Source organism: Streptomyces antarcticus (assembly GCF_026627255.1).
Classification (GTDB): domain Bacteria; phylum Actinomycetota; class Actinomycetes; order Streptomycetales; family Streptomycetaceae; genus Streptomyces; species Streptomyces antarcticus.
The window spans coordinates 23,158-35,128 of sequence record NZ_JAPNLM010000005.1 but is presented as its reverse complement, the minus strand read 5'-3'; the positions used below and the strand labels follow the sequence as shown (position 1 = coordinate 35,128).

13 protein-coding genes are annotated in these 11,971 nt (G+C 69.6%); 10 read left to right on the top strand and 3 right to left on the bottom strand.

What is annotated here, in order from left to right; translation table 11 throughout:
- The first annotated feature begins 24 nt into the window (after positions 1 to 24).
- A complete protein-coding gene (locus OTB16_RS10140) occupies positions 25 to 1,152 on the top strand; it encodes a DUF1015 domain-containing protein (RefSeq protein ID WP_267719685.1) in 1,128 nt (375 codons plus the stop codon).
- Between the two features lie 64 nt (positions 1,153 to 1,216).
- On the opposite strand, the gene OTB16_RS10135 is transcribed toward OTB16_RS10140, so the two are convergent.
- Entirely contained in the window at positions 1,217 to 1,858 is a 642-nt protein-coding gene (locus tag OTB16_RS10135; protein ID WP_267719683.1) for a DUF305 domain-containing protein, read from the bottom strand.
- 91 nt (positions 1,859 to 1,949) lie between these two features.
- Positions 1,950 to 2,270, bottom strand: a complete 321-nt coding sequence (locus OTB16_RS10130; RefSeq protein WP_267720008.1) for a DUF6153 family protein — start codon at positions 2,268 to 2,270, stop codon at positions 1,950 to 1,952.
- A gap of 222 nt (positions 2,271 to 2,492) precedes the next feature.
- On the opposite strand from OTB16_RS10130, the gene OTB16_RS10125 reads away from it, so the two are divergent.
- The 3 genes from OTB16_RS10125 (at position 2,493) to OTB16_RS10115 (ending at position 4,776) form a co-directional block, all read left to right on the top strand.
- A complete protein-coding gene (locus tag OTB16_RS10125) occupies positions 2,493 to 2,861 on the top strand; it encodes a BlaI/MecI/CopY family transcriptional regulator (RefSeq protein WP_267719682.1) in 369 nt (122 codons plus the stop codon).
- Entirely contained in the window at positions 2,858 to 3,766 is a 909-nt protein-coding gene (locus tag OTB16_RS10120) for a M56 family metallopeptidase (RefSeq protein WP_267719681.1), read from the top strand. The genes OTB16_RS10125 and OTB16_RS10120 overlap by 4 nt, the downstream gene beginning before the upstream one ends.
- A 149-nt stretch (positions 3,767 to 3,915) precedes the next feature.
- A complete protein-coding gene (locus tag OTB16_RS10115; protein WP_267719679.1) occupies positions 3,916 to 4,776 on the top strand; it encodes a F510_1955 family glycosylhydrolase in 861 nt (286 codons plus the stop codon).
- 630 nt (positions 4,777 to 5,406) lie between these two features.
- Here the strand turns inward: OTB16_RS10115 and OTB16_RS10110 are convergent.
- Positions 5,407 to 5,793 (bottom strand): ArsR/SmtB family transcription factor, encoded by a 387-nt coding sequence (locus OTB16_RS10110; RefSeq protein WP_267719678.1) that lies wholly within the window; start codon positions 5,791 to 5,793, stop codon positions 5,407 to 5,409.
- A 93-nt stretch (positions 5,794 to 5,886) separates the two neighbouring features.
- Here OTB16_RS10110 and OTB16_RS10105 point away from each other — a divergent pair, with 93 nt between their 5' ends.
- The 6 genes from OTB16_RS10105 (at position 5,887) to OTB16_RS10080 (ending at position 11,814) form a co-directional block, all read left to right on the top strand.
- Positions 5,887 to 7,863 (top strand): heavy metal translocating P-type ATPase, encoded by a 1,977-nt coding sequence (locus tag OTB16_RS10105; RefSeq protein ID WP_267719676.1) that lies wholly within the window; start codon positions 5,887 to 5,889, stop codon positions 7,861 to 7,863.
- Positions 7,860 to 8,282: a (2Fe-2S) ferredoxin domain-containing protein gene (locus tag OTB16_RS10100; RefSeq protein ID WP_420717665.1), complete on the top strand. Its 423-nt coding sequence runs from the start codon at positions 7,860 to 7,862 to the stop codon at positions 8,280 to 8,282. Before OTB16_RS10105 ends, OTB16_RS10100 begins: the two co-directional genes overlap by 4 nt.
- A gap of 249 nt (positions 8,283 to 8,531) precedes the next feature.
- The gene (locus OTB16_RS10095) at positions 8,532 to 9,068 is read left to right on the top strand and encodes a hypothetical protein (protein WP_267719675.1); all 537 of its coding nucleotides are present in this window, start codon (positions 8,532 to 8,534) and stop codon (positions 9,066 to 9,068) included.
- 110 nt (positions 9,069 to 9,178) lie between these two features.
- Positions 9,179 to 10,369 carry an FAD-dependent oxidoreductase gene (locus tag OTB16_RS10090; protein WP_267719674.1) on the top strand — a complete coding sequence of 397 codons (1,191 nt, stop codon included), beginning with the start codon at positions 9,179 to 9,181 and terminating at the stop codon, positions 10,367 to 10,369.
- Positions 10,370 to 10,536: 167 nt separating this feature from the next.
- A complete protein-coding gene (locus tag OTB16_RS10085) occupies positions 10,537 to 10,887 on the top strand; it encodes a hypothetical protein (protein WP_267719673.1) in 351 nt (116 codons plus the stop codon).
- Positions 10,888 to 11,259: 372 nt separating this feature from the next.
- Positions 11,260 to 11,814, top strand: coding sequence for a DUF4396 domain-containing protein (locus tag OTB16_RS10080; protein WP_420717664.1), 555 nt, complete (start codon positions 11,260 to 11,262; stop codon positions 11,812 to 11,814).
- Positions 11,815 to 11,971 lie beyond the last annotated feature (157 nt).

The following is an 11,971-nucleotide window of genomic DNA, read 5'->3' as shown; positions in this document are numbered from 1 at the left end:
GCACGCGCCGGAGACCTGTCCAGTGTGATCAGTCCGCCGTACGACGACATGCCGATCGCCTACGCGCGGGCACAGCGTGGTCGGCCTCATCACATCGCCCGGCTGTTGTATGCCCACGACGTACCGGCCGCCGCCGGACAGTTGGACCGATGGCTGAACCGAGGCGTACTACGCCGGGATCCCCGGCCGGCCCTCTACGTATACCAACAGCGTCTCGGGCACCGGCTCTTGCAGCGTGGACTGATCGGTGAACTGCTGCTGTCCGACGAGAGCGCCGGAGCAGTTCTTCCCCACGAGGATGTCCAGCCCCATGTCGTCGGGCAACGCGCGGCTCACATGGCCGGACTGCGCGCCCAGTTGGAGCCCCTCCTCCTCAGCTACCACTCCTCGGATGACGCGGCGACCCGTCTTGCCGAGGAGATCACCAGCCGCCGGCCCACCGCATCCGCGCGTCTGGGAGCGATCACGCACACGCTGTGGAGCTGCACCGATCCCGCCGAGCAATCAGTGCTCACTGCCGGGCTGGCAGGCTGCCAGGCACTCATCGCCGACGGCCACCACCGCCACGCGAGCTGCCTGCGGCTCGGACAGGAGCGGGGAGGGAGCAGCACCTGGGACCGCACCCTGGCTCTCCTGGTCGATTCCGCCGCAACCCCCTTGCAGCTGACGGCAATCCACCGCGTCATCCCCGGCCTGGAACCCGACAAGGCCGCTGCGGCGGCCGCAGACGTGGCACGGGTCCGTCCGTTGACCTCCGGTTGGCGACTGCCCGACCCTGATGAGCTGGTGGTCACCGGTAACGGCCGGGCCTGGAGCATCTCGGCCCCTGACCCACAAGCACTGGCTGAAGCGCTGGCAGCACGGCCGCACGAATGGCATCAACTGCCCGCCGCCATCGCGGACCACCTGCTTCTCGCTCGCGCCTGGTCAGTGCCCGACCTCCCCGGCGCTGTGCGGCATGTACACGACGCGGACCAGGCGACTGCGGCCGTGGCCCCGCCCGGGGGCGGGACCGCACTCCTGCTCCCCGCTGTCACCGAGGACACAGTGAGGAGACTCGCAGCGAAGGGAGTCCTCCTCCCCCGCAAATCAACCTCGTTCGGCCCGAAGCCAGCTGCGGGACTGGCCATGCGAGTCCTCGCGTCCAGATAGTGCCTGGCCGAAACGCCGCGGCGCGGTCGGCGGAGTGCTCCGCCGACCGTGCCGCCTCAACGACTCAGCTCGTGCCGAGCATCTTCTTCATCTGCTCGATCTCGGCCGTCTGCGCCTTGATCACGTCGTCAGCCAGCTTCTTGGCGGGCTCGTACTTGCCGCCCGTCTTCTCGGCCTTGGCCATTTCGATGGCGCCCTCGTGATGCTTGATCATCATCTCGGCGAACATCTTGTCGAACTCGGCACCCGTCGAGTTCTTCAGCTTGTCCATGTCGGCCATGCTCATCATTCCGGGCATGCCGGAGGACATGTCGTGGCCCTGGCTCGGCATGTCAGCGGGGACTTCCTCGCCCCACGAGGTGAGCCATCCGGACATGGTCTTGATCTCCGGGTCCTGGGCACCCTTGATCTTCGTGGCCAGGTCCTTGGTCTCGGCGGACGAGGCACGGGTGTCGGCCAGCTCGGCCATCTCCACCGCCTGGCGGTGGTGCTGGATCATGTCCTTGGCGAAGGAGACGTCTGCCGCGTTGTGGTCTCCGGCCGTGGCGGAAGCAGTGGCGGACGGCGAGGCGGTGGGCTGGCCCATCGCTCCCATGTCGTGAGCGCTGTTACCGCCGTTTCCGCCGCAGGCGGCCAGGACGAGGGCAACCACTCCGGTGCCGGCGACGAGTGCGGTACGACGGATCATCTTGCGGTGCGCTTTCATGCGGAATCTCCTCGATTTGATCTGTGGAAGGGCATGGCGAATCGCGACGCCGCGCCCGGTACGGGCTCATTCCGGCGGCGCGTGGCCTGTCCTATATCCGCAGGAGTTGCAGCTCTGAGAGAGAGGGAGGTGCCCGACCCCCGTCTGGACCGCCGGCGCGGGCGGTGATCGGTCCCTCTGCCGACGGGGGAAGACCGATGGCTTTGGGAACGAGGGGCGGAAACACAAAGGCCGCCGCCACGGCGCCGGAGGCGCAGGTCGGATCGGCATGGTCGGCGGGCTGGTGTTGCCCGGAGCAGTCATGGCCGCACTCATCCGGCTCGGCCACGACAGCTGCCGCGCGCCCGATCTCCGCATTGCGCCCGTGCGTGCTCTGCCGTGCTGCGGCCGGGGCAAACCCCAGGCCGTGCATCCCGAGCAGCCCTATGAGGAGGCCGAGGACGAGCAGCCCGCTGAGCCGCAACACTGGTCGCGGCTTCGCGGGCTTCTCATTGCGTGACATCGGCGCCATCGTAAGCACCAGCACGCCCACATGGCATGCCGATCGCGTCCGAACAGGTAGGAGGGCCAGTCCGAGCCCATTCGCGCGGTCTACTATGTAGTTGCGTACAACAATGGCGAAAGGATTCGGCTCATGCGTCGGCTGGGGGAACTTGAGGCGGAGATCATGGACCGCCTCTGGAGATGGAACCGTCCCGCCACGGTGCGTGAGATCGTCGACGACATAAACGAACAGCGGAACATCGCCTACACGACCGTGATGACCGTCACCAACATCCTGTTCCACAAGGGCTGGCTCCTGCGTGGCATGGAGGGGCGGGCCTGGCTGTACACGCCGGTGCGCAGCCGCGAGGCGTACTCGGCGCTTTTGATGGAGGACGCTCTGGGAGCCAGCGAGGACCGGCCGGCCGCGCTGGTCCAGTTCGTCGAGAACATGTCCGCCGACGAGGTGGCAGCTCTGCGCACGGCGCTGCGCAGCGTGGGACGACGGCCGAAGCCATGAACGCCGCGCCCGCTCTGGTCGCCTACACGGCGGCTGTCGGCTTCCTCGCCCCGCGGATCATGCTGCGCAGCGCCTGGCCGCACCGGGCTCCTGCCCTCGCGGTGGCCGCATGGCACGCACTGGCCCTCTCGTTCTCCGTCTCCGTGGCGCTCGCGGCGTACCACCTCGCTACGCCGACCGAGCACCTCCACGCGGGACTCGTAGGCCTGCTGCACGCCTGTGGGCTGGGGGCCGGCACAGCCGCGCCCGATCCGACCACCGCCGACAAGCTGGCCGTGGCCTTGCCCAGCGCGGTGGTGCTGGCCTTGGTCGCGAGCTTTGCCTTCCACATGGCCCGCGCCGGACGTGCGCGAGCCCGGCACCGCGACGTATTGGACAAGGTGGGGACCCACTCCGCCCGCCTGCGTGCCACTGTCCTGGCCCACAAAACGCCGGCCGCATACTGTCTGCCGGGCCGCCGCTCCAGGATCGTCGTCAGCGACGCGGCCGTGCGCTTGCTCTCCGACGAACAGCTCAACGCCGTCCTCGAGCACGAGCGTGCCCACGTCGCGGGCCGCCACCACCTGGTACTCGCCGCGGCAGAGGCCTTCGCCACCGTGTTCCGTTGGGTACCGCTGGCCCGCCACGCCAAGGAGCAGACGGCGATCCTGCTGGAGATGATCGCGGACGACCGAGCGCTGCGGAGCCATGAGCACGATGTGCTCGCGACCGCGATGTACGAGATGGCTGCGGGGCGTGCCCCCAAGGGCGCGTTCGGCGCGGGCGGGCACACCGCCCTGATCCGCATGCAGCGCATCCTGGGACGGCGCGATGACGCCCATCCAGTGCTCTGGGGTTCTGTGGCTGCCGTGGCCGCTGTGGTGCCTCTGCTGCCGCTGCTGGTCGCCTGCCCTCCCGGTCTCTGACAGGAGACACGATTTCCGTCCTACACCTGGCTGCCTTCCACTTGCCTCTCGTCTACGAAGTTACTAAGTTTTTACTCGTTGAGCCGAAGGTTAGTGCGAAGCCCGAATCCGCCCGCGTGCACCAACCGCTCCATCACCACGAGGACCCCGTGACCGTACGTCTCCGTTTCCGTACCGTGTTCGCCGCCACGGCCGCCACACTCGCCGCGGTCACGCTCGCCGCCTGCGGTGCCGGGTCCAGTGGAGACGAATCAGCCGATGCATCGCCGCCGCTCGCGCATGTCCACGGTCTCGGCGTCGATCCTGCGGACGGCCGCGTGTACGTCGCCACGCACGTCGGTCTGTACAGCGTCAGCGCAGGCACGGACCCGAAGCTCGTCGGGGACCGCAAGGACGACTTCATGGGCTTCACCGTGACAGGCAAGGGCACCTTCATCGCCAGCGGCCACGGCGCACCGGGAGGTGGCCAGCCGGGCAATCTTGGCCTGATCGAGAGCACGGACGCGGGTCGTACGTGGACGTCCAGGTCGCTCGCCGACGAAGCCGACTTCCACTCCCTCGACTCCGCCGGGGGCACCGTGTACGGGTACGAGGGCGGCCGAATCCGAGTCACGACCGATCTCAAGACCTGGGACGACCGGGCCAGCCTCAAGGCCCTCGACCTGGCAGCAGGTCCGGGAGGGGGCGAGCGGCTGCTGGCCACGACCTCCGAGGGCGTGGCGGCCAGCGCCGACGGAGGCCGTACGTTCGGCAAGGCCACGGGTGCGGTGCAGGCGTACGTGTCATGGCCGGAGGAGAAGGTCCTCTTCGGCATCGATCCGGCCGGAAAGCTGAGCCGCAGCGAAGACGGCGGCACGTCGTGGACCGTGATCACGACCGTGCCCGGCGGAGCGCCCCAAGCGCTCACCGCGGTGGACGCCCGGCACGTCCTCGCCGCGACCCAGGACGGGGTGTACGAGTCGCGTGACGGCGGCCAGACGTTCACCCCACTCTCGCCGCCCTCCTCCTGACCCGCTTCGAAGCAGCCTGGGCCGTCTGCTTCGAATCAAGCCCGGTACCTCGAGGACGCAGGGCGAGGAAGATCAGCAGGGCGAAGGCTGCGAACGCGACTCCGGTGCATGCGTAGTTGAACGCCCCCCCCGCGCGACAGGATCTCCGCATGGTCTGCGGGGGCGGAGGTCGTTCTGACGTTAGTGCGCCCCGGGGCGGACGCCAGCGGGGTGGTCGACTCGGCCTCCGTGTCGGTGGAGTCGGGCTTGGCGGACGCCGTCACCCTGCAGCGCCGCCGTCAGGCCCGTATGTCCGCCAACGTCGAGGGAGGCTTCTTCCCCGACACGCTCTCGGAGTACCAGTGACCCGGGACGCGGCCGGGCTGGCGCCGACGACGCTCGACGACCTGCTCAAGCCGGTGGTGGAGGTCTGCGAGTACTACGGCACCGTGCCGTGGCAGCTCTCCCGCGCGAGGTCGATTGCTATTTCGCCGGACCAGGCAAACAGGCGCCCTCGACAGTGCGCGGCCAGATCAACAAGATCAACACATACTTCGCGTTCGGGATCACGGAGCAGACCGCGATGCGGTACGTCGGCACCGCCCACCCCGAGCGGAGGGCGAAGCTGCCCCGGTAGACGATGTCCTGGTTTCAGTCGGCGCTTACGGGATCGGGCACGCCGCCGCGGGTGTCGCGGATGCCCATTCGCAGGTGCTCGACGTGGTAGAGCGCCTGATCGAGGAGTTCGGCGACGTGGTTGTCGTAGAGGGCGTAGATGATCGAGCGGCCGTGGCGTTCGCCGGTGACCAGTCCGAGGTTGCGCAGCAGGCGGAGCTGGTGCGAGCAGGCGGAGGCTTCCATGCCGACGGCCTCGGCCAGGTCGCCGACCGAGCAGGCACCTTCCTGGAGGCGGGCCAGGATGTGCAGCCGCGAGGGCGTGGCGAGGGCCTGGAGAGTGGCGGCGACATCGGCCGTGCCGACGGCGTCGAGGCGCTCGCGGGTGGTGGCGCTGCTGGCGGTGCCGGTTCCGTGACCCATACGGACATCATACCCATGACACCTGAAGACCTATTCAGACGTTCCTGTATGGTGAAGGTGTTGCCCCATCCGCCCGTGAAGGGTTGTTTTGTCATGTCTTCTGTCCTTGACCAGCGGCCCGCGCCGGCCGCTGCCGGGCCGCGTCCGACGCCGCCCAAGCGGCGTACGCGCATCCTGGAGCTGCCGGAGGCCCGGTGGGCGCTGGCCGCCTTGGTGCTGTTCCTGATCGCCCTCCCGCTGGATCTCCTCGGCGCCCCCGCCTGGCTGTGGGGTCCGCTGTATGCCGCCGTCTACATCACAGGCGGTTGGGAGCCGGGATGGGAGGGCCTGAAGGCCCTGAAGGACAAGACCTTGGACGTGGATCTGCTGATGGTCGTCGCGGCGCTCGGCGCCGCCGCCATCGGCCAGGTCCTCGACGGCGCGCTGCTGATCGTCATCTTCGCCACCTCCGGAGCCCTGGAAGGCGTCGCTACCGCGCGCACGGCCGACTCGGTACGCGGCCTCCTCGACCTCACCCCGACCACCGCGACCCGCCTCCCGTCCGGCGGTGGGGAGGAGGTCGTCCTGGCGGATTCCCTCACCGTTGGCGACGTCATCCTGGTGCGGCCCGGTGAGCGGGTCGGTGGCGACGGACAGGTCCTCGAGGGGGCAAGTGACGTCGACCAGGCCACCATCACCGGCGAGCCCCTCCCTGTGGCCAAGCAGGTCGGCGACGAGGTGTTCGCCGGTACCGTGAACGGCATTGGCGCCCTGCGCGTACGGGTCGATCGGGACCCGGCGGACTCGGTGATCGCGCGGATCGTGAAGATGGTCGAGGAAGCCTCCGAGACGAAGGCGCCCACGCAGCTGTTCATCGAGAAGGTCGAGCAGCGGTACTCGATCGGCATGGTCATCGCCACGCTGGCCGTCTTCGCGATCCCGCTCTCCTTCGGCGACGAACTCCAGTCGGCCCTGCTCCGCGCGATGACCTTCATGATCGTGGCCTCACCGTGTGCTGTGGTGCTCTCCACGATGCCGCCGCTGCTGTCCGCGATCGCCAACGCGGGCCGCCACGGCATCCTCGCGAAGTCCGCCGTCGTCATGGAACGCCTGGGCCAGATCGACGCCGTCGCGCTGGACAAGACCGGCACCCTGACCGAGGGCACACCGCGCGTCACCGTCAGCCGCCCGCAGCATGCATCGGGCCTGGACGAGAACGAGCTGCTGGCGTTGGCGGCCGCGGTCGAGCACCCCAGCGAGCACCCCCTGGCCCGTGCCGTCGTCCAGGCCGCCCGCGACCGCGGCCTCACCCTCGCCGAGGCGACCGGCTTCACCTCCACTCCCGGTGCCGGTGTCACCGGCACCGTCGGCGGCCGTCGCGTTCAGGTCGGCTCACCGACTCGTCTCGCCGTTGCCGACGGCCCGGAGACCAGCGGCGTGGTGAAGGCGCTTGAGGATGCGGGCCGTACAGCGGTCCTCGTCCTGCGCGATGGCACGCCGGTGGGTGTGCTGGGCATCACCGACCGACTGCGCCCCGACGCGAAGGCGATGGTGGCCGCGCTCACCGAACTGACTGGCCGGGCGCCGGTCCTGCTGACCGGCGACAATGAGCGGGCCGCCCGCCAGCTGGCCGCCGAGGTCGGCATCACCGACGTCCGCGCCAACCTGCTTCCGCAGGACAAAGTGACTGCAGTCCAGGCGTGGGAGGCCGAAGGGCGCCGGGTGCTGGTGGTCGGCGACGGCGTCAACGACGCGCCCGCGCTGGCCGCCGCGCACGCCGGCATCGCGATGGGCAAGGCCGGCTCCGACCTCGCACTGGAGACTGCAGACGCCGTCGTCGTGCGCGATGAACTCGCAACGATTCCCGCCGTCGTGGCTCTCTCCCGCAAGGCCCGCCGCCTGGTGGTGCAGAACTTGGTCATCGCCGGGGTCTTCATCTCCGTGCTGGTGGCCTGGGACCTGATCGGCACGCTTCCGCTGCCGCTCGGTGTCGCCGGCCACGAAGGCTCCACTGTCATCGTCGGCCTCAACGGCCTGCGCCTGCTGCGCGAGTACGCCTGGACCAGCTCCCTCGGCAAGGACACCACGTGAGCAAGAGCATCCGCCGCAATCGCACGGCCGCCCCGACCAGGGCCGCCGATGCCCGCTGCACCGTCACTGTCTGCCGGGGGTGCTGCTGCGGCACCATGGCCAAGGTCCCCCACCTTGACCACGAAGCCCAGATCACCGACCTGCGGACCGCGCTGGCCGCCGTGGCGATGGTGCGGCGTACTGACTGCCTGGACGCGTGCGAGCGCGCCAACGTCATCGTCATCCAGCCCTCCACCGAAGGACGGAAGGCCGGCGCGCGTCCCGTCTGGCTCGGCGAGGTCAACGACTCCGGTGCCGCCGCCGACATCACCGCCTGGGTCAACGACGGCGGGCCGGGCCTGGCCGAACCACCAGGTGTCCTGGACCTGTACGCCTTTCAGCCCTCGCGCCGCGTCCGGCACGAACTCGACGACGAATAGAGACTGCCCCCGGCACCGCTGGGGGGCGTGGTCGTGGCGCCGGCTCGTCGAGCACCGCAGTCCCGACTCGCGGTCAGGGCTCTCACCCTTCGCACGAATTCGCTATGGCCTCCGAGGGAGGGAGTTGAGCGGATGTGCAGGACGAGAGGCAGCTTGACCGTTGACGCTGGTCCAGTCATGACACGTCCGGAACAGAGCATCTCGCAGCCTGGCGCCACGCGGGCCGTCTCGACGGCGACGGGTGCACGGATGCTGATGTTCTCCTCCGTACATACGGCGTTGGCAGTCGCGGGACATCATCTGGTGTTCGGCGGCACACCGTCGTGGGGCGCCTGGCTGACCGCCCTCCTGGTGCTGGGTGCGACGGCTTGGCGGATCTTCTTCCGGACGCGGTCCCTGCGGAGCCACGTAGCGGGCGGCGTCGTTGCGCAGGCCGGTGCGATGGCCGGGTTCCACGCCGACACGGCCGCCATCGGTGAGGCGGCGCACGGCGACGGCGGCTGGGCTGTGGGGTATCTGGCCTGCATGGTGCTCGTGGCATGGATGCTGCACCTTGCCGATGCCGACAACCAGCAGCTGTACCAGGCGGCCCAGCAACAGCTCGCCGCCCTCACGGACGCGCTTCGCTGTCTGCTGTTCCCCCTGGTTGCCGTTACCGACCCCGGCGTACCTCTCCTGCCGGGTTGGGGCGCGAGTCACGAACGGGCACCCGCAGCGCATGAGGCGATGCTGGCGGACGCGGTCGTGCGCAGAGGTCCCCCTGCACTGCGGCTGCCGGCCGTCTGAGGACGTTCGAGTCGGTCAGGCAGCGCCGTCACGCCAGTGCAGTGCACGCGTCACTGCGTCATTCGGCCTGCCCGCCTGACGGGGCCGGGCCGCGTTGATAGGGGACATCCATGCCCAACACCATTGCTGTGATCGGGGCCGGCCCGTACGGTCTGTCCGCCGCCGCCCACCTGCGCGCGCTCGGTCTGCCCGTACGCGTCTTCGGCTCACCCATGACGAGCTGGTCGTCGCACATGCCCGAAGGCATGATCTTGAAGTCGTCACCCGCCGCGTCCTCGTTGTCTGCACCCCAGCCCGGCTACCAGCTCGCCGACTTCTGCCGGAAGACAGGCGTGCGGGAACTCAGCGGAACCCACCAGGTCCCCAAGGAGCTGTTCGTCCGCTACGGCCTGTGGTTCCGCGACCGCTTGGTCCCCGACGTCGAAGACGTACAGGTCACCGGAGTCGACCAGGAGAAGCGCGGCTTTCGGGTCAAACTGTCCTCGGGTGAGGAGATGACCGCTGCCGCCGTCGTCGTCGCCAGCGGGCTGACCGGCCTGGCCCACCTGCCCGCGGAGCTGGCCGCGGCCGTCCCGGACGGGCCGTCGATTGCGGGACTCGTCTCCCACAGCAGTCAGCACACCGACCTCACGCGTCTGGCGGGCAGGCACGTCGTAGTCGTGGGAGCCGGCCAGTCCGCTCTGGAGAGTGCGGCGCTGCTTGGCGAAGCGGGCGTGCAGGTACGGCTGCTGACCCGTGCCGAGCGTCCGCGGTTCGCCGCCGCACCGGCTGGGCGGCTCTCCTGGCAGCCGGACACGCCGCTCGGGCGGTCCTGGTCGCTGTATCCGCTGGCCCGCCAGGCCCCGCTGCTGCGGCATCTGCCCGCCCCGGCGCGGCTGCACCTGGCGCAACGGGTCCTGGGCCCGAGCGGGGCATGGTGGCTCAAGAACCGTGTCGCCGGGAAGGTCCCGCTCCTGGGGGCACGGCAGATCACCGGCGCCTTGGCCTCAGGCGACGGTGTCGTACTGACAACCAGGTCGGCTGACGGGAGGGTGCGGCAGGTCGAAGCCGACCACGTCCTGGCCGCCACCGGGTACCAGATGCGGCTGGATGCACTGGAGTTCCTCTCGCCGGAACTGCGGACCCGCCTTATCCGGGTCGGCGGGTATCCCCGGCTGGACGGCGGGTTCGCCTCCTCGGTGCCGGGTCTGTACTTCACCGGCCTCGCGGCGGCGGCGACCTTCGGCCCGGTGGTCCGGTTCGTTTGCGGGACCAGCGTGGCCTCGCCCCGCCTCGCCGCCGCAGTGGCGGCCACGGCCTGACCGCCGGCGGCAGCGGTTGGGTGATCCGGAACGGGTTTGCCTACTGGTCTGCAGTGTCCCAGGGCGCTCGTCCATGATGGGTGCCGCGACCCCGAGCAGGACGTCCGCGATCGTTCCGCTGCCCGCTGTGCGGGCAGCGGTGTTCGCCGTCCTGTCGACGGTCCTTGGTGTCTTCGCGCACCACACCCTCGCCGAGGGTCCTGTTCCCTGGGGGCGCGCCCTGGGGTGCGGCGCAGTTGTTCCTGGCCGGTTTCGCCGCAGGGCAGCGGCCCGGCTCCGCCTTCGGCCTGGCCTCGCTCACCTCACTGGCCACCTCCCAGGGGGCGGGAGCGCTCGGGAACTTGCCCGCCCTCACCGACGGATTCAGCGCCGCGTTCCTCACCGCCGCGGGCATCGCCGCCACCGGCGCACTCGCCACCCTCGCCCTCATGCGAGGCAAGCCGCATCCGACCGACGCCCCGGCGGCATCCGTACCGGCCCAGGGCGAAACCGAGTCCCGCCAAAAGGCCGCCAACTGACCGCGGTCAGGCCGTCGCCGTCACTTCACGCACAGCCCGCGAACCGAACAGGGCGGGTCCCGCCGGGTACACCCGGCGGGACCCGCCCTGTTCGGTTCAGGCGCCAGAGCACGCGGCAGCGGGATCGTCGTTGGCGTCGGCGCAGGTGGGAGCACCTTGCCAGGCCTGTCGCTCCGCGCGGGCCAGACGATGACGGCCAGCAGACGGGCAACTTGACAAAGAAGTCCCACAGCGTGTGCGCGACCATCTCCGCCCTTCGCGGAAGGCGGCCCTGCACCCTGCACCCCCTCGACACATACCCCCCTGGGGTATACTGTCACGGTGAGGCCGTGGGGATGCCGGTCAAACTGGACGCGATTGGGGATGAAGGACATGGATCACAGCGCACATCACGACGCCGCTCACGACCACTCCGCACACCAGGCCCACGCCGACGGGCACGACCACGCCGCACATCACACCCACGAGGGTCATGGCGGGCACTCCATGGGGACAGTGACCTGGGGAGCTGCCGCCAAGGCGACGCTGCACTGCCTGACCGGATGCGCCATCGGCGAGATCCTCGGCATGGTCATCGGCACCGCCCTGATGTGGAGCAACGTGGCGACCATGGTCCTGGCGATCACGCTCGCGTTCGTCTTCGGCTACTCCTTCACCCTGTTGGCGGTGCGCAAGGCCGGGCTGGACTTCAAGACCGCCCTCAAGGTCGCACTCGCCGCCGACACCGTCTCCATCGCGGTGATGGAACTCGTCGACAACGGCATCATCGCCCTGACTCCCGGCGCCATGGACGCCCACCTGTCCGACGCACTGTTCTGGACCGCGCTCCTGGGCGGCTTCGCCGTCGCTTTCCTGATCACCACCCCCGTGAACAAGTGGATGATCGGCCGCGGCAAGGGCCACGCCGTCGTCCACGCGTACCACTGACGCCCTCGCCGCCAGCCGGCCCCTGAGGCCGCTCCTCGATCGTGAGGAGCGGCCTCCGCCACGTCTGTGCGACATCCCGTGAGTTCCCCTGAGTCCTGCTGAGTTCTTGTCCCAGTGGCCAGGGGGTTCTTCCCCCTTCGTGCGCTTCGTGGGCTTG